Source organism: Limnothrix sp. FACHB-881, assembly GCF_014698135.1.
Taxonomy (GTDB): domain Bacteria; phylum Cyanobacteriota; class Cyanobacteriia; order CACIAM-69d; family CACIAM-69d; genus CACIAM-69d.
This window is the reverse complement of record NZ_JACJSN010000004.1, coordinates 1-20,538: the sequence shown is the minus strand read 5'-3', so window position 1 is coordinate 20,538 and position 20,538 is coordinate 1. Positions and strand designations below refer to the sequence as shown.

General features: G+C 56.1%; 16 protein-coding genes and 1 riboswitch. Of the genes, 5 read left to right on the top strand and 11 right to left on the bottom strand.

Annotated features, from left to right (window positions below; genetic code table 11):
- Positions 1-326: 326 nt before the first annotated feature.
- A complete protein-coding gene (locus tag H6G52_RS05405; protein WP_190355476.1) occupies positions 327-3,350 on the top strand; it encodes a GGDEF domain-containing phosphodiesterase in 3,024 nt (1,007 codons plus the stop codon).
- Here H6G52_RS05405 and recJ read toward each other — a convergent pair.
- The 4 genes from recJ to H6G52_RS05385 all read right to left on the bottom strand — a co-directional run bounded on the left by recJ (position 3,322) and on the right by H6G52_RS05385 (position 8,213).
- On the bottom strand, positions 3,322-5,460 hold the full coding sequence (recJ, locus tag H6G52_RS05400) for a single-stranded-DNA-specific exonuclease RecJ (RefSeq protein WP_190526957.1): 2,139 nt from the start codon (positions 5,458-5,460) through the stop codon (positions 3,322-3,324). The two genes, H6G52_RS05405 and recJ, sit on opposite strands and share 29 nt — an antisense overlap.
- Before the next feature lie 37 nt (positions 5,461-5,497).
- Positions 5,498-6,247 carry a 3-oxoacyl-[acyl-carrier-protein] reductase gene (gene fabG, locus H6G52_RS05395; RefSeq protein ID WP_099534767.1) on the bottom strand — a complete coding sequence of 250 codons (750 nt, stop codon included), beginning with the start codon at positions 6,245-6,247 and terminating at the stop codon, positions 5,498-5,500.
- Positions 6,248-6,450: 203 nt separating this feature from the next.
- Positions 6,451-7,059, bottom strand: a complete 609-nt coding sequence (pyrE, locus tag H6G52_RS05390; protein ID WP_190526955.1) for an orotate phosphoribosyltransferase — start codon at positions 7,057-7,059, stop codon at positions 6,451-6,453.
- A gap of 176 nt (positions 7,060-7,235) precedes the next feature.
- Positions 7,236-8,213 carry a cysteine synthase A gene (locus tag H6G52_RS05385; protein WP_190526953.1) on the bottom strand — a complete coding sequence of 326 codons (978 nt, stop codon included), beginning with the start codon at positions 8,211-8,213 and terminating at the stop codon, positions 7,236-7,238.
- A 534-nt stretch (positions 8,214-8,747) separates the two neighbouring features.
- Positions 8,748-8,910: riboswitch (cyclic di-AMP (ydaO/yuaA leader) on the top strand.
- A 6-nt stretch (positions 8,911-8,916) separates the two neighbouring features.
- Between H6G52_RS05385 and H6G52_RS05380 the strand changes: the two genes are divergently transcribed.
- Positions 8,917-10,278 carry an ArsB/NhaD family transporter gene (locus H6G52_RS05380; protein WP_190526951.1) on the top strand — a complete coding sequence of 454 codons (1,362 nt, stop codon included), beginning with the start codon at positions 8,917-8,919 and terminating at the stop codon, positions 10,276-10,278.
- 256 nt (positions 10,279-10,534) lie between these two features.
- Here the strand turns inward: H6G52_RS05380 and H6G52_RS05375 are convergent, their stop codons facing one another.
- The 6 genes from H6G52_RS05375 to H6G52_RS05350 form a co-directional block, all read right to left on the bottom strand.
- Complete coding sequence (locus tag H6G52_RS05375) at positions 10,535-10,870, bottom strand: DUF86 domain-containing protein (RefSeq protein ID WP_190526949.1); 336 nt, start codon at positions 10,868-10,870, stop codon at positions 10,535-10,537.
- Positions 10,851-11,213 carry a nucleotidyltransferase family protein gene (locus H6G52_RS05370; protein WP_190526947.1) on the bottom strand — a complete coding sequence of 121 codons (363 nt, stop codon included), beginning with the start codon at positions 11,211-11,213 and terminating at the stop codon, positions 10,851-10,853. The genes H6G52_RS05375 and H6G52_RS05370 overlap by 20 nt, the downstream gene beginning before the upstream one ends.
- A 147-nt stretch (positions 11,214-11,360) precedes the next feature.
- Positions 11,361-11,732, bottom strand: coding sequence for a nucleotidyltransferase family protein (locus H6G52_RS05365; protein ID WP_190526945.1), 372 nt, complete (start codon positions 11,730-11,732; stop codon positions 11,361-11,363).
- A 132-nt stretch (positions 11,733-11,864) separates the two neighbouring features.
- Positions 11,865-12,224 (bottom strand): VOC family protein, encoded by a 360-nt coding sequence (locus tag H6G52_RS05360; RefSeq protein WP_190526943.1) that lies wholly within the window; start codon positions 12,222-12,224, stop codon positions 11,865-11,867.
- A 6-nt stretch (positions 12,225-12,230) separates the two neighbouring features.
- The gene (locus H6G52_RS05355) at positions 12,231-13,742 is read right to left on the bottom strand and encodes a UbiD family decarboxylase (protein WP_190526941.1); all 1,512 of its coding nucleotides are present in this window, start codon (positions 13,740-13,742) and stop codon (positions 12,231-12,233) included.
- A complete protein-coding gene (locus H6G52_RS05350; RefSeq protein ID WP_190526939.1) occupies positions 13,715-13,915 on the bottom strand; it encodes a hypothetical protein in 201 nt (66 codons plus the stop codon). Before H6G52_RS05350 ends, H6G52_RS05355 begins: the two co-directional genes overlap by 28 nt.
- A gap of 2 nt (positions 13,916-13,917) precedes the next feature.
- On the opposite strand from H6G52_RS05350, the gene H6G52_RS05345 reads away from it, so the two are divergent.
- Positions 13,918-16,434: an HAD-IC family P-type ATPase gene (locus tag H6G52_RS05345; RefSeq protein ID WP_370567674.1), complete on the top strand. Its 2,517-nt coding sequence runs from the start codon at positions 13,918-13,920 to the stop codon at positions 16,432-16,434.
- Here H6G52_RS05345 and H6G52_RS05340 read toward each other — a convergent pair.
- Positions 16,415-17,716 carry an acyltransferase gene (locus H6G52_RS05340; protein ID WP_190526938.1) on the bottom strand — a complete coding sequence of 434 codons (1,302 nt, stop codon included), beginning with the start codon at positions 17,714-17,716 and terminating at the stop codon, positions 16,415-16,417. The two genes, H6G52_RS05345 and H6G52_RS05340, sit on opposite strands and share 20 nt — an antisense overlap.
- A gap of 133 nt (positions 17,717-17,849) precedes the next feature.
- On the opposite strand from H6G52_RS05340, the gene H6G52_RS05335 reads away from it, so the two are divergent.
- Positions 17,850-19,268, top strand: coding sequence for a hypothetical protein (locus tag H6G52_RS05335; protein ID WP_190526936.1), 1,419 nt, complete (start codon positions 17,850-17,852; stop codon positions 19,266-19,268).
- A gap of 275 nt (positions 19,269-19,543) precedes the next feature.
- On the top strand, positions 19,544-20,029 hold the full coding sequence (locus H6G52_RS05330) for a transposase (RefSeq protein ID WP_190526934.1): 486 nt from the start codon (positions 19,544-19,546) through the stop codon (positions 20,027-20,029).
- Positions 20,030-20,538 lie beyond the last annotated feature (509 nt).

Genomic DNA, 20,538 nt, shown 5'->3' with positions numbered 1-20,538 from the left:
CTGTCAATCGTTAATTGCCTGTCAATCGCCCATTGCCTGTGTGTTAGTTGCCTGTGTGTTAATTGCCCTGTTCATGACCTGCTAGCGACCTGTTGACGACCTGTTGACGACCTGTCAATCACCTGTTAATCCCCCGTTGATGCCTATCAATTCCCCGTTGACTGCTGGGCAATCGCCCGTGGATCGGATAGCGATCCCCGTTGATTGCCCTCGATCGCCCAGTTGATCGCTCACCTGCCAACTGTCTGTCGGGAGGTCACCACCCACCCCGAAGCCCCAACAATCACGCGGCGGCCCAGTCGCTTTGTGCTTATTTGGTTTTGTCTATGAAGATGCCTTGGCTACCCACGATCGTTGCGAGCGGAACTGTTGTTGCGATTTTGGCCGGCACTTGGCTGTTTGATCAGGCCGATCGCGATCGCCGTTTATACGATCGACGATCGCGCATTTCGGCGGAGCTGACGGCCCTGGAAACCCAAATTCAAAGCAACCTGAAGGTGCGGGCCATGCTGGGCTACAGCCTCGCCACCTACATTGCCACCGAAGGGCGACTCAACACCGCAGCATTCAACGCCTTTGCCGGTTCAATCATTGCCGATGATCCGGCCATCCAAGCGGTGCAGGTGGTGCAGGGGCCGCGGGTTGTATACCGCTATCCCCCGTTGTCACCCACCGAAATTAACCCCCGAGTTCCCACTTCAGCCGCTTGTCCGCCTCAGCCGATCGCAGCGGGTCGATCGCGGGCCCCTTCTTGGACATTAGCCACGGATTTACCCTGGGATTTAAATCCCGTTTGTCTCCCCCGTCTCCAGTTCGATCGCCCCCGGCCTCTGCTTCTCATCAACACCACCATGCCCATTCGCCAGTTGGCCCCCTCGAGTCAACCCCCCATCCAGGTGCAAGTGGCGATCAAGGTTAACCAAGTGGTGGAAGATTTGCGCGCTAATCGCCAATCGTCGGTGCATCTGGCCGTGTGGGTGCGAGGTCAAGCGCTGGAGCGACAGTTTGGGGAATCAATTTTGGCTCGCCAGCAACCGGTGCGATCGTTCCTGCAAGTGGGCAACAGCCATTGGGAACTGGCGGCCCTGCCCCGAGATGGTTGGGTGCTGTACTCGCGTCGATCGCTCTGGACTTGGTTAACCGGCTGTGGCTTGGCGATCATTGGCGGTATACAGATCTATCGCTGGATGCAATTGCCCGCCCGCCTGGCCGATCGGGCGCAATCCAACGAAGACCGCTGGCAACTGGTGCTCCAGGGCAACAATGACGGTATTTGGGATTGGAACCCCAAGTCCGATGAAGTGGTCTACTCCAGCCGCTGGAAATCCATGTTGGGCTATCAAGCCGATCAAATTGGCAACCGCCGATCGGAATGGATTTCTAGAGTGCATCCCGATGATTTGGGTCGGGTTTTGCGGGGCTTTGACGATTATGTCAACCGCAAAATCGATGAATATTCCATGGAATATCGGCTGCGATGTCGTGATGGCCAATACAAATGGATTTCGGCTCGGGGTCAAGCCCAGTGGGATCGCCGGGGACAAGTGCAAAGAATGGTGGGATCCATTACCGACATTGACAAACGCAAGCGCTCAGAAGCAGCCCTCCGAGAAAGCGAAGAACGGTTTCGGGCAATTGTGGAACAGGCCGCGATCGGGATTTGCCAAATTGACCCCAACGGTCGCTATTTACATGTCAATCAGCGGTTCTGTAACCTCCTGGGCTACACAGAAGCAGAACTTTTGCAGCAAACCTTTCAGGATTTGACCTATCCCGGCGACTTGGCCGAAAACCTCCAACAATCCCAGCGGCTTTGGCGAGGCGACATTTCCTCCTTTTCCCTGGAAAAACGCTACCTGCGCAAGGACGGTCAGCTCCAGTGGGTGAATGTGACCGTTTCCCTGGTGCAATCCGCCAGCGACGCACAACCCTACACCCTGGCCCTGGTTGAAGACATCAGCGCCCGCAAACAGGCGGAAGAACAGCTAACCTACAACGCGTTCTACGATGCCCTGACCGGGCTGCCCAATCGAAACTTATTTGTCGATCGGCTGAAAGTTTGCCTCAGCCAATCCCAGCGCCACGCCAATCGGATGTTTGGGGTGTTGTATGTGGACCTCGATCGGTTCAAAGTGGTCAACGACAGCCTGGGACACCATGCGGGCGATGAACTCTTGGTGCAAATTGGCCGCCGTCTGCAAAGTTGCCTGCGGTGCAACGACACCGTGGCCCGGCTGGGGGGCGATGAGTTTGCCGTGATTTTGGATGATGTGGGCACGAGTGAGGAAGCCCTTTGGGTGGCCGATCGGGTGCAGGAACACCTGAAACAGCCCTTTCATATCCATGGCCATGACTTCTACACCAGCGCCAGCATTGGCGTGGCCCTCAGCCAGGATCCCGCCACCCAACAGCCCTACGCCAACTGGCAAAACCTCATGCGCGATGCGGATATTGCCATGTATCGTGCCAAGGCTAACGGCAAGGGCTGCTCCCAAGTCTTTGAGCCAATGTTGCACCACAGCACCCTCACGCAGTTGCAAATCGAAAGCGATTTGCGCCAAGCCCTCAGCAACAACGGTTTAGAGGTCTATTTCCAACCGATCGTCCGCATTCAAGATCGGCGGTTGGTGGGCTTTGAGGCCCTGGTGCGCTGGAACCACCCCCAACAGGGTTGGATCTCGCCGTCCGTGATGGTGGCGGCAGCAGAGGAAACGGATCTGATTGTGCATTTGGGGGAATGGGTGTTGGCGGCGGCCTGTGCCCAACTGCAACAGTGGCGATCGCACTGGCATCGGGATCATAGCCATCTCCCCCTCTCCATTAGCGTCAACATTGCGGGGCGACAGTTTGCCCAAGCGAATTTGGTGCAGCAGATTGAACGAACCCTGATGGAAACGGGCTTGCCGCCGGCCTGTTTGCGGATTGAGGTGACCGAAAGTGTGATTGCGGAGCGGGTCGATTCGGTGGTGGATAAACTGGCACGGCTCAAGGCGTTGGGGGTGCAATCCTGCATTGATGATTTCGGCACGGGCTATTCTTCCCTCAGCCGATTGCAGCAGTTCCCGATCAATGCCCTGAAGGTCGATCGCTCCTTCGTGAAGGATCTGCCCTACTCGGAAGACAGCGCCGCCATTGTGCGGACGATCGTGAACTTAGCCCGCAGTTTGAACATTCACACGGTGGCCGAGGGCATTGAAACCCCAGAACAGTTGCAATGCCTAGAGCAGTTGGGCTGTGACTATGGCCAGGGCTTTTTGTTTGCCAAACCCATGCAGGCGGCCGCGGCGGAGGAATTGTTGAGGGGCGATCGGGTGCTATCGGTCATTCAGCCCCAGTTAGGCCTGAATTAGCGGGATCAACCCCAGTTAGGGCCCCTTTGGCGGCGGCAATCAGTGATCGAAAGAAAGGATGATTCAAATCCACCGGCTCGGCCGTTTCCCGGTTGGGGCCAAGCAGTCCGGTGGGTTCCCCGTCAACAAGGGCCAGCACTTTACCCTCGGGGTTACGGATCCGGAGTTCCGGTTGGCCGTCCCGATCGCCCCAGGCGCAGTTGTAGGGGCGATCGCGGAAGGTAAAGCTGGCTCGCTTGGGACTCGGGGGAGCAAGATGCTCAAGCACCTTGTCTGGCATGGCGGCTGTTACGGCTGGATCGTAGGTGGCCGGGCGATCGGCTAGGACGGGCGATCTCACCGGGGCACTACCAGCGACAGCGGGCCGGATCGCCACCACGTCCAATTCCAAATTCACCGCGCCGTTCCAGTGGTTCTCCTTGAGCTGATAAGCCACATCCACCACGGGCGGCAACGGAAATGCATCGCCCCAGCGCCAGGCGATCGCCTCCATTTGGCCCGTCCCATCGGACACCGTGAGCCGCAAATGCTTGCGATCCTGGCCCAACTGCCGCTGACCCACCACCTGCAACCCCGGCGACCAAAACACCGGATCCGGGTTACCAATACCGCAGGGGTGCAGCATGTCGATTTGCTCGTATAGCTCCCCATCCAGCTCGCCCAGGCTGGCCCGCACATCGGGCTGCACCAGCGGGCAAATATGCTCCGGTTGCAAGCAGGTTTGGGCAAATTCCCGCAACCGCGCCTCAAAAGCGGGCAAATTGGCCGCCGGGAGCGAAAAGCCGCCCGCCGCCCGGTGGCCGCCATGTTTGGTCAGCAGGTCTTTGCAATATTCCAGGGCTTCAAAGACGTTGAATTCGGGGATGCTGCGGGCGGAACCGCGCACCTGCTCGGGGTTTTCTTCTTCGTAAGTGCCGATAAATACGGGCGCGCCGTAACGCTCCACCAACCGCGAGGCAACAATCCCGATCGTCCCGTGGTGCCAATCCGGTTGCACCACCAGCATCACCCGCGCCGCCTTCAGATCCAAATCGCTGGACTGATACCAGGCATGGGCTTCCTGCTCAATTTGGTTGCAAATCTGTTGGCGCTTCTGGTTGATTTCCTCGCACTGCATGGCCCGCTCCAGGGCCTCGCCGCTGTCATCGGTGGTCAGCAGGTCGATTACCACATTCGGCTGGTGAATCCGCCCCACGGCGTTGATTCGCGGCCCGAGCCGAAAGCCGATCGCCTCCGGTTTTAGGGGGCCTTTGCTGGTGCTGGCCGTGGCGTTACCGTCCCCTTGCCCATCGCCGGCCACGCTGATCCCCGCCACCTGTTGCAGGGCGCGAATTCCGGGAACCGTCGAAAAGGGCAACAAACTGAGGCCCCGCCTGACCCAGCGCCGATTCACGCCGGTCAGGGGCGCAAGATCGGCGATCGTCCCCAGGGTGAAAAGTTGCAACAGGGATTTCCACGGGGCCGATCGCTCCATCCGCTGGGCCAAAGCCACGGCCAACACGTAGGCCACACCGACCCCCGCTAATCCGGCGTAGGGCGAGGCTGGGTCGATTAATTTCGGGTTCAGGATCGCGTTGGCGGGCGGAATCCGGGGCGGTACATCGTGGTGATCGGTCAGGATCACGGTTAACCCCAGTTCCCGGGCCCGGGCGATCGGCTCGTAGGCGGCGATCCCGTTGTCCACCGTCAGGATCAGGCTAATCCCGTTTTGGTGAAACTCCTCCACGATCCGCTGGTTAATCCCGTAGCCATCGGTCATCCGGCTCGGGATCGAGGCGGTCACATCGGCTCCCAAGTGGCGGAAGGCGCGGATCAGCAGGGCGGTGCTGGTCATGCCGTCCGCGTCGTAGTCGCCGCAAATCCCGAGCCGATCGCCCCGTTCGATCGCTTCCGCCAACAGATCCAGCGCCGGGGCCAAATCGGGAAACTCCGCGATCGGGCTGGGCAGTTCCGCCAAATCCGGATCGAGAAACAGCTCCGCCAGCTCCGGTGAATCCACACCCCGGTTAATCAGCACCTGCGCCAACAGCGGCGACAGGCCCGTGGCCGCTGCAATTTCAGCGGCGCGATCGGCATCTTCCGGGGCGATCGCCCAGCGCGTGGCTCTCATGATTTAGCTCCGGAATGTGCAGAAAACGAATCAACCCCTAGGCCATCACCATGCCGCCATCGACGTTAATCGTTTGACCCGTGATGTAGGCTGCCGCCGGGTCGGCCGCCAAAAAGGCCACCGTGCCCGCGATTTCCTCGGGCTTGCCGTAGCGACCCAACGGAATCGCCTTCAGGATGCCTTCGCTGTCCAAGCCTTCGGTCATGTCCGTGCTGATGAAACCGGGGGCGATCGCATTCACCGTAATTCCCCGCGCCGCCAGTTCCTTGGCCACCGTCTTCGTGAAACCAATCACACCCGCCTTCGCAGCGCTGTAGTTGGCCTGTCCCGGGTTGCCCATTTGCCCCGCCACGGAAGCGATGTTGATGATCCGGCCAGACTTTTGCTTCAGCATCACCTTGCTGACGGCCTTCGTGCCCAAAAATACGCCGGTCAGGTTCAGGTCAATCACCGCCTGCCAGTCTTCCAGCTTCATCCGCAGCAGCAGCGTGTCACGGGTGATCCCGGCGTTGTTCACCCACACATCGACCCGGCCCCATTTGTCCAAGGTGGCTTGCAACAGCGCGTCCACCTCGTCCGGCTTGGACATGTCGGCTTTCACGGCGATCGCCTCGCCCCCGTTCCCGGCAATTTCCGCCACCAAGCTTTCAGCCGCCCCGCTGGAGGCCGCATAGTTCACCACCACCTTGGCCCCTTCAGCGGCCAGGGCGAGGGCAGCGGCTCGGCCAATCCCCCGAGAAGCCCCGGTCACAACAGCCACTTGGTTTTGCAGGCGGGTTCCAGTCACGGTTACAAGCTCCCAAAAACAGATTTCAGACAACAAAATTCGATACGAAAATCTACCCGTAGGGGCGCACCGCGTGCGCCCAGCCCCCACCCGAATTGATCGAATTGGAAGGCGAATCGCGTGTGCCCAGCCCCCACCCGAATTGATCGAACCGGAGGGCGCACCGCTGTGCGCCCCTACGGAAATGCGGGTCGGGTGATCGATTAAGGTTGGGTCGATCGCGCCGCGTAATGGGCCTGGACATCGGCGATCGAGAACAGCGCCTCAAAGGCCAAGCCATGTTGCGCGTACAGTTCCGCGCCACCCTGGAGCCGATCGACGATCGCCACCACCCGATCGACCTGGTAGCCCGCTTCCCGCAGGCGATCGACCGCCTTCAAGGCCGACCCCCCCGTCGTCACCACATCTTCGAGCACCACCACCGACGAACCCGGCTCCAACGCCGGCCCCTCAATGTAGGCCATCGTGCCGTGGCCCTTGGCTTCCTTGCGGATGATCAGGGCAGAAATCGGGCGGTTTTCCAGCGCTGACACCACACTCACCGCCGACACCAACGGGTCAGCCCCCAGGGTCAACCCGGCCACCGCCGCCGCACCCGTCGGCACTTGCCCCAGCAGCAACCGCCCCAGCGCCAACGCCCCCTCAGGATGCAGCGTCACCGGTTTGCAGTTGATGTAATAGGTGCTTTTTTGGCCCGACGAAAGGGTAAAGTCCCCCTCCCGATAGGCGCGATCGCACAGCAAATCCAACAGGCGATCGCGCAATTCAGCCTCACCGGCAGTGGCGGCCCAGTTCCCAGCGGTAACGGTCATGGCGACAGATGGAGCGACAGGACGAAGCAAACGGATAGCAACAAAAATTGCGACTCCCTATCCTACCGCGCCGGGTACGCACCACCGATCGTCACCGGTTCACCGGGCGCTCGCACCACCACCTCCGTAGGGGCGCAAGGCGTTGCGCCCTCCGGCTTGCAGGGATTTAACCTGCATTAATCCGGCATCACCAGCCCCTTGCTGGCCAGCCACTCCGCGTTATACAGCCGCGACTGATACCGCGACCCGCCATCGCACAGCACCGTGACGATCGTGTGGCCCGGCCCCAGTTTTTCCGCCAGCTTCACCGCCGCCCCCACATTGATGCCCACAGAGCCGCCCATAAACAGCCCCTCCTTTTTCATCAACTGAGCCAGCACCGCCAGCGCCTCCGGATCCGTCACTCGAATCGCATCATCGATCGGCACGCCCTCCATATTCGCCGTCACCCGCGAATTACCGATCCCTTCCGTGATTGAGCTGCCCTCCATCGTCAGCTCCCCGGTTTTCGCGTAGCTATAGAGCGCACTGCCCATCGGATCCGCCAGCACCATTTGCGCTTGGGGGTTCTGCTCCTTCAGGAACATCGCCACCCCCGCGTAGGTTCCGCCCGTGCCCGTCGCCGCCACCCAAGCGTCCACCGTGCCGTCTGTTTGCGCCCAAATCTCCGGCCCCGTCGTTTCGTAGTGGGACTGACGATTCGCCAAGTTGTCGAACTGGTTGGCCCAAATGGCGTTCGGGATTTCCGCCGCCAACCGACCCGACAGCTTCACATAGTTATTAGGATCGCGGTAGGGCACGGCGGGCACAGTCTTCACCTCCGCCCCCAGCGTCCGCAGCAGGTCGATTTTTTCCTGGGACTGGGTATCGGGAATCACGATCAGGCACTTGTAACCCTTGGCGTTGCAAATGTGGGCGAGGCCGATTCCGGTGTTGCCTGCCGTGCCTTCCACCACCGTGCCGCCGGGTTTCAGCAACCCGCGCCGTTCCGCATCTTCAATAATGTAAAGGGCCGCCCGATCTTTAACCGACCCACCAGGGTTCAAAAATTCCGCTTTACCCAGGATTTCGCAGCCGGTTGCGTCACTAAAGCTGTTGAGCCGGATCAGTGGAGTATTACCAACTGTCCCGACGAATCCATTTTTGATATCCATTGCTCGGGGTCTAACGGCGATTTGGTGACTCAATTTACGGTGAGTTTGACTCGTTTATTCACAGTACCGGAACTTGGGAATTGTACCTAGAGCCAAATCCTAGGCGATCGCCCCTTGATTGACCCACCCAAGTTATCCATGCTAGCGTCAAACGGCAGTCTGTCCAAATAACCTGTGATCCATGACACAGGCTTGAATCCACCGAGCCAACTCAAAAGAAATTCATCGAAATCTATCAGTTGCCCACAGTCTTTAGGCTGATTCCACCTGAGTCTTCATGCATTGTCTCCATGCTTGGAATGACATGCCTAGAGCTATTGGTTTTGGTGATTGCAAAATCAATAGCAAAGTGAAGAAACTTTTTGGCAATTCGTCAAGAAATTTCATCAGTCATGGTTAGCCAACCTCAAGGCAGACGTTTTTAGCTGAAGGGCAATTAGACCAAGTTTGGATTTTTTTGAGTAGACACTTGATTGGATTAAGTCGCTTTATGTCATTGATAAACGACATGGACAAATTGCAACTTTCACTATCTCGTAGTCAACGCTTAATCGATCGGCTCTGGTCTTTAAGTTCAATTGAAGCAGGGCGATCGAGCGGGGGAACCAGCCTAAATTTTGGGGCGAATCTTGTGCTGCAAGAAGGCTACTTCCAAGCCTAGCCCGTCAGCTAACCTCGTCAGCCAATGGAAGGAGAATCGGAAATGCTAGAGCAAATCGGAAACCTAGACGCTTGGATTGCCGGAATTGTCTTCATCACCGTCATTGTGGTGATCATGACGGAATGGATTCACCTCACGGTTGCAGCCTTTTTGGGAGCGCTGGTGTTGGTGTTTGCCCACGTAATGAGCTTGAAAGAGGCGATCGGGTACATCAGCCAGAGCCATGGAACCCTCGCCCTCTTCTTGGGGGTCATGATTTTGGTGCGGGCCTTTGAACCCACCAAAGTTTTTGACTACTTAGCCACCCAAATGGTGATTTTGGCCCAAGGCAAAGGCAAAAATTTACTGTTAGGGATTGTGGGCATCACAACGCCCATTTGTGCTGTTTTGCCAAACGCCACCACAGTCATGTTGTTGGCTCCTTTAATTCCCCCATTGGCAGAAGAAGTGGGCGTAGATTTCGTGCCCCTTCTGATTTTGATGGTTTTTGTGGCCAACAGTGCCGGACTTTTAACCATTGTGGGTGACCCAGCCACCTACATTGTTGGGGACGCAGTAAATTTAACCTTCACCGAATACCTAACTCGCCTTAGCCTAGGGGGTGCTGTGGCGATCGGAGTGCTTGTTCTGCTGCTTCCTATTTTGTTCCGAACCACTTGGAAGAAAGAGCTGAAAAATCTGGACGACTTGCCCCATCCCAAAATTAATCACCCGCGCACATTAGCCTTTGGTGGTCTGATTGTGCTGCTCGTGTTGGTCTTTTTTGTGATTGGTGAGTCGTTACCCATTCCTGTTTCTCCCGCCGCCGTTGCCCTCCTAGGTGCTGCGTTAGCCTTGCTCTTAGCTCATCACAGCAAAATTGACACCGTTAATAACATTTTGCGAGATGTGGATTGGAGCACATTGCTGTTTTTCATGTCCATTTTTGTGCTGATCGGCGGCTTGCAAAAAACTGGCGTGGTCAGTCTTTTGTCAGGAGCCTTGGCAGCTATGCTCGGAACCAATATTTTCTTGGGTTCGATCGCCCTGATTTTCTTTGTGGGCTTGGTGTCTAGCGTTGTTCCCAATATTCCTTTAGTCGTGGCAATGGTTCCCCTGCTCAAGGAATATGTGGTGAATGTAGGGATGGCTGGGCCAGAAATTTTGGCGCAGGATTATTCTGGGAGCTTTCCTCCACAAGTGTTGCCCCTGTTTTACGCAATGATGTATGGCGCAACCTTGGGAGGAAATGGAACCCTAGTTGGCGCTTCTTCTAACATTGTGGCGGCTGGAATTGCTGAATTGCACGGCAAAAGCATCTCTTTTCACCGCTTTTTGAAGTATGGAATTCCGGTGATGCTAGCCCAACTAGTTGCTGCTTCTTTGTATATGATGATTCGGTTTTTGCTACCGGGTCAGTCCTAAGTTTGTCTACTAACTTAAAAGTAACGAGTAGAATACGGGCTGGCAATTGTCAGCCCATTTTTATGATCATTTTGCTTACTTTTAGTATAAAAATTAGAGTGTTTATTTCGGTTTTAAATATGAATTTAAGAGCTAATCTAAGCCAATTAATATAAAGCACATTACGTATTTTGACTTTAATGTTTTTGTCGTTTATTTAGGAAGTTTTGGAACTACATAGTTAATTGATTTGTCAGACGATTTTATAGTGCTATTGCTATTCTAGTAGATGTTTCAACGATTGAGATAGAGGTATTAAGTCCGTTTGTACAACATCCCAAATAACTTGGACATCAACACGATCATATTGATGCGCTAGAATGTCTCGCATTCCTGCCATTCCCTTCCAATCAATGTTTGAATGGGTTGCTCTAAATTCTGAAGATAGACGCTTGGTTGCTTCACCAATAATGATCAAAAAATAAAGAATGGCAGCTTGCTTCTCTCGGTTGGTAGATAGCTGATCTAGGCTGACACCAGCCATCGAGCACAAAATCTCTTCGATCGCTTGGAGAATATCAACGATTGCATCCCTATCTCGATTTCTGTCCATAAATCCACATCGCTGAATCTAGAATGTCATTTCTTCGACTTAAGTTATGGCTAGTCAGGACTTCCTTTAATAAGATCAAGTCAACGGATCGGTGACATAAGGCTTCTAATTCTATTGCCATTCTTGCTCGTCGCAGTAAGCTCATATTTGCGTTTGGCAGATAGCAAAATAAGAAATCTGCATCACTAAGATTTTTTCCATCAGATCGAAAATCGTCTCGCAAAATTGAACCGAACACAGCTAATTCGGCAATCTGCCACCGAATGCAGAAATCTCTGAGCTGTTCGGGTGTGATGGTTAAGCGATCGTAGACTTCTCGAATTGATATTGTATTAGTTTTCATATCATTTACTCTCTGAACTAGTGATAACAGCTGGGACACTAACTTAGATCATTAATGGGCTATGAATTTTGAGGTGGCGTTGGTAGTAGTGGCTCAATCTGTCGCAAAACATCAGGCAAGGAGTCGGCAATATACAGTAAGGATTGATCATCTCTGGATGCACTGTCTTTGAGCATATAGAATCATCTCTGAATTTAAGATTTCTTGGCGGCGCAGCCAATTACGACTATTTTTAATTCCTTGTTTGCTAATCAAGTCAATTCTTCGATGGCAAAGCTTTTCTAGTTCTTCGCGCATCTGCATGATGTCGAAAAGGCTATGACTTGAAGACTGATTCAGGCTGTAAAGTAAATCAATATCACTGACATCATCTCCGCGATCGCGGAAATCGTCTCGCAAAATTGAACCAAACACGGCTAATTCGGCAATCTGCCACCGAATGCAGAAATCCTTGAGCTGTTCGGGAGTGATAGTTAGGCGATCGTAAATTTTCTGAATTGAGGTTGCATCAGTTGCCATACTCCTGCTCCACTGATGACCGATTGCGAAGGCTGCCCATTATTCTAGCCGCGCTGATTGTCAGAGATGTGAGTACTACGACATTTCAGCGCAGACGATGGCTTGCGTGATGGGCAATGGATCGAGAGGGGTTTAGGATTGCTGGAATTCTAAGAGATTGCCGTCGGGATCGGGGGCAAAGATGGCGGCGCGACCGGAGGCGCTGGCTTGCCAGGAAATACCCGCTTCGGTGAGTTGGGTTTTCAGGGCTTCTAGGTCATCCACCGCGATCGCCAGGTGGGCATTGCGACCCCAACGATCGTCCTGAATATTGTTCACCACCCGGGGCGCAACAATCAGGTGAATTTGCCAATCGCCGATCGCATACCAAAGACCGGGAAATTTCAGAGGGCGATCGATTAATTCCAGCCCCAACAATCCCCCGTAAAATTCGGCGGCGCGATCGAGATCGGTCACATTCAACGCCACATGTAGCCCCCGGATTACCGCCACGATCGCCTACCTCTGAATGTCGTAACCAAACAAATTGGCATCCACTTCCATCAGATTAATATCTGCCAAGCCGTATTCCGCCCAACGTCGATCGACCGTGGCGGCCACCTCTGGATCGGATTCCAAAACCTTGCCCCATTCCCGATCAATTTCGGGATAAATCTTATCGGTGGCATCAATGCCCATCCGACTGCCAAGACCGGCTTTTTCGGTGGCAAAATCCAAGGAATCCAGGGGATTTTCCGGCAGGATAAACACATCCCGATCGGGGTCAACCTTGGAGCAAACGGCCCACATCACCTGGCGCGGATCGCGAATATTAATGGACTTGTCCACCACGATCACAAATTTGGTGTAGGTGAACTGGGGCAAGGCACTCCAAAACGCCAAAGCGGCCCGGCGAGCTTGACCCGGATAGGCCTTGTCGATCGAGATGATTGCCGCTTTATAACTCAACCCTTCCATCGGTAGGAAAAAGTCCGTAATTTCCGGCACTTGCGTCCGCAAAATCGGCGTATAAATCCGGTTGAGGGCGATCGCCATCATCGCCTCCTCCTTGGGCGGTCGGCCGCTGAAGGTGGTCAGGTAAATCGGATCCTTGCGGTGGGTGACGGCATGAACCCGCAGCAGGGGGCCGGGAGCCGCCGGGCCGTAGTAGCCCATGTGGTCGCCGAAGGGCCCGTCGATCGCCGTTTCGCTCGGGTCGATCGTCCCTTCCAAAATCATTTCGCAGTTGGCCGGCACTTCCAAATCCAGGGTTTTGCACTTGGTCAGGTGTACGCCGGAACCGCCGTAGAGACCCGCAAACAGCCACTCGGACAAGTCCACGGGGATCGGTGTGGCCGCCGCCATCAGCAACAACGGGTCAGCCCCCAGGGCGATCGCCACCTCCAGTTTTTGGCCCCGTTCCGCCGCCTTCCGCAGGTGGCGCGCGCCGCCCCGCACCGACAGCCACTGAACAGTCATCGTATTGTTCGATTGCCGTTGCAGCCGGTAAACCCCCACATTCGGGATCTTGGTTTCGCAATCTTTGGTAATCACCAGCCCAAGCGTCACCACATGGCCCGCATCGTCGGGATAGGGGCGAATCATCGGAATTTCGTTGAGATTCACCTCTTCGCCCCGTTTCATCACCTGATGGCAAGCGGGAAATAGGTCAATGTCGGGCTTGGCGCGCAACACATCAAACAGCACCTTGCCAAACTCGATCGCCTGGGAAATTTTCTTGGGTGGCTTCGGCTGCTGCAACATCGACAGCTTGCGGCCCAAGGTTTCCAACTCCTCGGGCGAATCCATATTCATGGCCCAGCAGGTGCGCTCCACCGTGCCCAACAGGTTCACGGCCACGGAGCTAGGGCTGCCCTTCACGTTTTCAAACAGCAGGGCCGGCCCGCCCGCCGCCAGCATCCGGTTGGCAATTTCAGCAATTTCCAGGTTGGGATCAACGGGAACCGTAATCCGGCGCAGTTGACCGCGCTCATCCAAAAGCTTCAAGAAGCCGCGTAGATCTCGGGGCATGGGGCGATCGCGTGAGGTGTCGAAGGAGTATGTAACGAACCGTAACGATCCCCATTATCCCGAAATTCGGCACTGACCCGCCGCACCAAGGGCGATCGCTCGCGATCGAGCCAGACCCAATCGGGCCGGGTATGATGGCCTGCTAGTTCGATCGCCCGTCCATCGCCTGTCACCCGTGAATCAGCCGAATCTTCCGCCCCATCTCCAAGGTCTGACCCGCAGCGAAGTGCTGGAGCGCCGGGCCGCCGGCCAGGGTAATGATGCCCCCCTGAAAACCAGTCGCTCATATGCGCAAATTCTCCGGGAAAACATTTTTACCTTTATTAATTTTGTTTTCGTTGCCATTAGTGTTGTTTTCTTATTTTTAGGCAGTTTTAGCGATGCCATCCTGGTGGCGGCGGTCATTTTGAGCAGCGTGGTGATTAATGCCATTCAAGAAGTGGCGGCCAAGCGCAAACTCGATGAAATTGCCCTTTTAACCCGGCCCAAGGCCACCGTGGTGCGCGAAGGCCGTGAACAGGATATTGACCCGAGCGAAATCGTGGCGGGTGATGTTTTAGTGTTGCGATCGGGCGATCAAATTCTGGTGGATGGGGAGTTGATGGCCGGAGAAATCGCCGCCGATGAATCGCTCTTAACAGGAGAGTCAGACCCCATTGAAAAGGAAACCGGCAGCCCTGTTTTTTCGGGAACCATTTGTTTAAGCGGTAGTGGCTATTATTTAGCCCAAAAAGTGGGCCGTAACAGCTTGGCCCACCAACTCACCGAAAGTGCCCGCACCTTTCGCCAAATGCTCACGCCCTTGCAATCGGAAGTGAATTTGGTGATTCGGATTTTTATGATCATTGCCTGCTTTTTTTGGGCCCTGGTGGCGATCGGGTTCATTGCCAAAGCCATTTCCTTCAATGAAACAGTGCAGCGATCGGCCGTGATTGCCGGTCTGGTTCCCAGCGGTTTGTACTTAACCGTCACCCTGTCCTATGCCCTGGCGGCGGTGCGGATGGTGGGCAAGCGGGTGCTGATTCAACAGGCCAACGCTGTGGAATCCCTGAGCAATATAGACGTGCTCTGTGTGGACAAGACCGGAACCTTGACGGCGAACCGAATTCAGCTCACGGAACTGTGGCCGATCGTCCCCGGCCAGGACTTGGCCACCCTGACCCAACAGGTGGGAACCTATGCCGCCAGCACCCGTTCCGGCAACGCCACCAGCGAGGCGATCGCCCTCGGTTGCCCCGCTCCCGGCCAAGAACCGCTCTATGAAATTCCCTTTTCATCAGCCCGCAAGTGGAGCGCGATCGCCTTTGGGCCTGACCCGATCGCCCCGCAAACCGCCGGGCCCGTGGTGGGGTATTACGTCCTGGGTGCGCCGGAAATGGTGAGCGTGGGCCTGGCGGAGCCGCTGCCCCCGGAATGGCGCGATCAGGCCCAGACCCTGGCTCGCCAAGGATTTCGGGTGTTGCTGTTTGCCGTCAGTCCCACCATTCCGCCCAAGCCCGCCAAACGCGACAGCGCCCCCCTGCCCCAGGATTTGCAACCCCTGGGCCTGTTGGTGTTTAGCGACGAGCTGCGCCCCAGCGTGACGGAAACGCTCCAAGGATTTGCCGAGGCGGGCATTCGGCTGAAGATTATTTCTGGCGACAACCCCGACACCGTGCGGGCGATCGCGGCTCGGGTGGGTTTGGGCGAAAACCTGTCGGCCGTGTCCGGAGCCGACCTGGCCGCCATGACTGAGGCGGAATTTGCCCAAGCCGCGATCGAGCATCAAATCTTTGGGCGGATCGTTCCGGAACAAAAAGCCCGCTTAGTCACGGCCCTGCGACGTGCGGGCAACTATGTGGCCATGATTGGCGATGGCGTAAACGATGTGTTGTCCCTGAAGCAAGCCAACCTGGGCATTGCCATGGAAAGTGGCAGCAAAGCCACCCGCAGCGCCGCCGACATTGTGTTGCTGGGCGACTCCTTCGAGACCCTGCCCTATACCTTTTTGGAAGGGCAACGGATCGGCAACGGCATCCGCGATGTGCTGAAACTGTTTATGGTGCGGGTGTTTTGCGTCACCCTGTTGATTTTATGTACGGGGCAAGTGCTGGGAACCTTTCCGCTGCTGAATAAACACAGCGCCGTGGTGACGATCGTGGCGGTGGGGCTGCCCACCTTTGGATTTCCCCTGTGGGCCCGGCCCGGGAAACCGCGCCAAAAGAGCGTCCTCAAGTCCATGCTGAATTTCACCTTGCCTGCGACCTTGACCCTCACCCCGATCGCGGTGGCGGTTTACTTGGGCTATTTGGTCACCACCATTTGGAACGCCACCCAAACGGGCGAAGAGTTGGTGGTTTTGAACGATGCGCTCTTGGCCGTGCCCCGCAGCGCCCTGGTGACGCTGTTGGTAAGCTGTGGCCTGTTGCTTGTGCCGTTTTTGAAGCCGCCAGCGGGGCCTTGGGTGGCAGCGGAACCCCTCTGTGGCGATCGCCGCTATTCCCTGCTGGCCTTGGGCCTATTGGGGATCTATGCCGGTTTGGTGGCCCTGCCGGGAACGCGCGAGTTTTTTGAGTTGGCGCTGTTGCAACCGGTGGACTATTTGCTGATTGGGGCGATCGCCCTGAGTTGGTGTTTGCTGTTGCGATATATCTGGCGATCGGGATTGTTCGATCGATTCTTGGGCTTCAAACTCAGCGATTGGAATCATTAAGGGATCGTTCGGGCGATCGCTGGACTTTTTTGCGCCAACGGATTGCCGGAATTTCGATCGCCCAGTAGGTGAAGCTGGCCAGGGCGATCGACCCTAAAAACACCAACCCCAACCGTTCGCCATAGGCCACCAAGGACGATCGATTCGTGATCAACGGGCCGATCACCTTCAGTAAGGGATAGTGCCAAACATAAAGACCAAAAGACAACAACCCGAGCAATTCCCAAGCCCGGAGCGGATTAGCCGCCATGGCCGATCGCGAGAGCGGCCGGTTGCGCCCAGAACTGAAATAAACCCGTCGTTCAAAGGCAAAAATAAACAGCCCCGTCGCCAACACCGTCAGCCCCGGAGCCACCAACAACACCCGATCGCTCCCTTGATATTTCCACCAGGCGGCCAACCCATAAAGCAACACCATCGCCCCGATCGCCCAGCCTTTCCAGGGCAGCCCCAGAATCGATCGGCCCCAAGCCAGGGCCACCCAGGGCCGAACCGGTAACCGTTGCCCTGGCTCGATCAGGTCTGTTTGTCCCTCCGCTGGGTCGATCGTTGGGGGTCGGCTTTGGTGCAGCTTTTGCATCAGCGGATTCAGCCAAAAACCGACCAGAAAGGCATCTAAATTGGCCGGCAAAAAAGTATAGATATAGCGAATAAAATAGGGATTTCCCTCTGTGCTGCCCAATAATTGTTCAATTAACTCAAAAACTCCGAACCGATAGAGCATTAATCCACTGGTCACTGCTGCCATGGCCACCAGTAATAATTGCCCGGTTTTCAGCCAGCGCCGACTCGCCCAAAAAATAAGAGGGGCGATCGCATAAAATTGCACTTCCGTGGAAAGCGACCATAGGGGTGCATTAAACTCAAAGGGCAAAGAATGCTCATAGGTAAAAGTCAGCAACCGCAGCAAATGACCCCAATGATTGGGTTGCCAACTGTGGGGATAAAACACCGCTGCCGATATCAAAATACAGGCATAGTAAAGCGGCAAAATTCGGGTGGCGCGGTTTTGAAAATATCGAATGATGCCAGGGCGATCGAGCCGATAGCGTTCGGTATAAAATCCCTTACCGATTAAGTAGCCCGACAAGCAAAAAAACACCCGCACTGCCACGCCCCCCGGCGCAAACAGCAGCCAACTCCAATCCTGTCCAGCCCAGACCAAGCTTTGGGCCGGCGGGCCGCAGTGGGCCACAATCACCAAACAGCAAGCCACCCCCCGCAAGGTCAGCAATGCATCCCAACGGTTGGGCGGGCGCAAACCAGAACCATCAGCAACCATGGCCAAGTGCCGCCAGCAAAACACTACGGTAAAGTAACACTACGGTTCGCCGCTGCTCGCCCGTCGCGCCCGGTTCAGTCTCTTTTTTATTCCAGTCTCTTTTTCATTCAGTTTTTCCGGGGACAATTCACCCATGCCTGCCCGTTGCGTTCCTTCCCGCACCGAATTTTCCCTGAATGGACTGCTGCGATCGCTGCGGTGGGCAATGTCAGCGGGGGCGATCGCCCTGGTCTTGGCCAGCGCCGGGGAAGTGGCTCGCGCTCAGTTACCTTTTCTGGATAACCTGCCGATTTTTGATATCTTTTCGCGGCCGGTTAAGGATGAATTTCCACCCAGTCCGCTGGAACTGCTAGAGGCGGATCCGTTGCTGCCGGAGTTTCCCATGAAGCGGGAACTGTCACCCACGGAGCGCGATCGGCTGCGTTTGGCCCTCGATGAATTGAACCTCCAGGCGGCGGCCACCCTGCGGGCCGGCAAAACCCTAGAAGCCTTCGCCCTTTGGAATCGAGAACTGCGATTGCGGCGGTTTTTGGGCGTATTTGCAGAATTGCCGGCCCTGGGACGAGTGGGCGAGCTGGCTTGGCGGGAAGGGGCCGTGGAAGAAACGCGGGTGGTGACCGATCGAATCAAGGCGATCCAAGCGGGGCAAACGGGCCCCAAGCTGGTTTTGCCTGACGAACAACCGCTGCCCATCCCTGAAGATCCGGCCCTGCTGGAGGCCCTGGGCTTGGCCTATTACCAAGTGCGTGCGCCCAAGTTGGCCTTGGCGGTGTTGGAACCGCGCCTGTTGATGGCCAGAACGGCCGACGATCCCACGGGAATTGAAAAATATCTGGTGGCGATCGGCCAATTGCGAGCCAGCCTGTTTGAGGATGCGGCGGCTGTGGATGCCTACCGGGAGCTGCTGGCGATCGAGCGGGCCAAAATTGCTGCGGGTCGTTGGGTGGCGGTTCCCGTGCCGCCGGGCACAGAACCCACCATTCCGCCTCATCGCCAGGCCGAGGTGCGCTATGCGCGGGAATTGGTGATGTTGCTGAATCGATCGCGCCAATGGGATGAGGCGATCGCCGCCCAGCGCGACTTGTTGGGGGTCTATCAGGAATTGGGGATTGTGCGGCTCATTCCGCCCTTGATGAGCGAGTTAGCTGCCAATTTTGACCGGGCCGATCGTGTGGAAGAGGCGGTGTTGCAATATCGCGAAACGGCCGCCGCCGCCCGCTCCATCAAGCAGTTGGGCATTGCCCGAGAAGCGCTCGATCGCCTGGCCACTCTCTATCGCAGCCGCCCCGCCTTTGCCGACAAACCCGATCTGCTCGCCAGTCTTTACATCAGCCTGTTGGAGTTGGCCCGCGAGGCGGCGGACGGCTACGGAATGATGGACACCTACGAAAAGTTGGGTGATTTGTTTGTCAGTTTGAATCAGCGCGATCGGGCCCGCATTGCCTACGAACAGGCGGTGATTTTGGCGAAGCAGTTGCAACACCGCGAAAGCTATTTCGCCCGCAAGCTCCAAGACCTGGGCCCCGCCCCAACCCCCTTCAACCAACCGTAGCGGACGAAAACTGGCGAAAGGCTCCCATACAAATGTAGGGTGCATGGGAGAACGCTGGGAAATCAACAACAATTTGGGTTCATCTCCCATGCACCGCCACCTGTGACGCATCCAACGACCATGATCGGTTGGGTGGCAATCGGGCTGCGGTGCATGGGAGTACGAATTAACCGTTTCGTGACTATTGGGGCTTGCTCCCATGCACCCTACGGGATTGGTGGGATTTGTGGGGTGGTGAATAATGGATGGGGTGATCTGTTGCGGGGATGGATGCGATGCCCAATTATCGGCGCTGGAGATCGGAGGGGGGCACGTACTTTTTTACGGCTGTCACCTATGGTCGCTATCCGTGGCTTTGTGAGCCGATCGCCCGGCAAGCCCTGCGCCAAGCCATTCGCACCACCCAAGCTGCCTATCCATTCTCGATCGATGCATGGGTGCTGCTGCCCGATCATCTTCATTGCATCTGGACGCTACCGACAGGCGACGACGATTTTTCGACCCGGTGGCGGCTGATCAAAACTCGCACCACTCGAGTTTGCAACCGTCAATTCCCGATCGATTTACCCAGCAGTCGATCGCGTCAAACCCGAGGCGATCACCCCTATTGGCAACGTCGGTTTTGGGAACACCAAATTCGTGATGAGGCCGATTTCCAAAACCACATCCACTACATTCACCAAAACCCCGTTAAACACGGCCACGCCATCACCCCCACCGACTGGCCCTATTCCACCATCCACCGCTCGATCGACCCGTAGTAGGGTGCATGGGAGAACGCTGGGAAATCAACAACAATTTGGGTTCATCTCCCATGCACCGCCACCCATTCAACGACCATAATTCGGTTGGGAGGAAATAATAATCTCCATTCATCTCCCACCACCGCTCGATCGACCCGTAGGGTGCATGGGAGAACGCTGGGAAATCAACAACAATTTGGGTTCATCTCCCATGCACCGCCACCCATTCAACGACCGTAATTCGGTTGGGAGGAAATAATAATCTCCATTCATCTCCCATGCACCGCCACCCATTCAACGACCATCTCCACGTACCACAACCCACCACAAAGAAACGAGCATCCCTGGTCTGTTGGGTGGCGATCGCCCTGCGGTGACCCATCAGCCATTGCAGGGTGCTGTGGTTGTGCTTTCAGAGCTGATTTATAAAGACAATATTAATCAGCCATCCCCGCTAATCGTTTCACCATCAAATGCATTAAGCAGCCGTAGATCATCCCTTCGCTCGTCTCCGAATACAACTCATA

Bases quoted from the DNA above. Each gene is read 5' to 3' on its own strand.
- recJ (WP_190526957.1), bottom strand. From the start codon at position 5,460: ATGAGAGCCACGCGCTGGGCGATCGCCCCGGAAGATGCCGATCGCGCC.
- H6G52_RS05380 (WP_190526951.1), top strand. From the start codon at position 8,917: ATGCTAGAGCAAATCGGAAACCTAGACGCTTGGATTGCCGGAATTGTC.
- H6G52_RS05375 (WP_190526949.1), bottom strand. From the start codon at position 10,870: ATGGACAGAAATCGAGATAGGGATGCAATCGTTGATATTCTCCAAGCG.
- pyrE (WP_190526955.1), bottom strand. From the start codon at position 7,059: ATGACCGTTACCGCTGGGAACTGGGCCGCCACTGCCGGTGAGGCTGAA.
- H6G52_RS05330 (WP_190526934.1), top strand. From the start codon at position 19,544: ATGCCCAATTATCGGCGCTGGAGATCGGAGGGGGGCACGTACTTTTTT.
- H6G52_RS05385 (WP_190526953.1), bottom strand. From the start codon at position 8,213: ATGGATATCAAAAATGGATTCGTCGGGACAGTTGGTAATACTCCACTG.
- H6G52_RS05335 (WP_190526936.1), top strand. From the start codon at position 17,850: ATGCCTGCCCGTTGCGTTCCTTCCCGCACCGAATTTTCCCTGAATGGA.
- H6G52_RS05370 (WP_190526947.1), bottom strand. From the start codon at position 11,213: ATGAAAACTAATACAATATCAATTCGAGAAGTCTACGATCGCTTAACC.
- H6G52_RS05405 (WP_190355476.1), top strand. From the start codon at position 327: ATGAAGATGCCTTGGCTACCCACGATCGTTGCGAGCGGAACTGTTGTT.
- H6G52_RS05355 (WP_190526941.1), bottom strand. From the start codon at position 13,742: ATGCCCCGAGATCTACGCGGCTTCTTGAAGCTTTTGGATGAGCGCGGT.
- H6G52_RS05365 (WP_190526945.1), bottom strand. From the start codon at position 11,732: ATGGCAACTGATGCAACCTCAATTCAGAAAATTTACGATCGCCTAACT.
- H6G52_RS05340 (WP_190526938.1), bottom strand. From the start codon at position 17,716: ATGGTTGCTGATGGTTCTGGTTTGCGCCCGCCCAACCGTTGGGATGCA.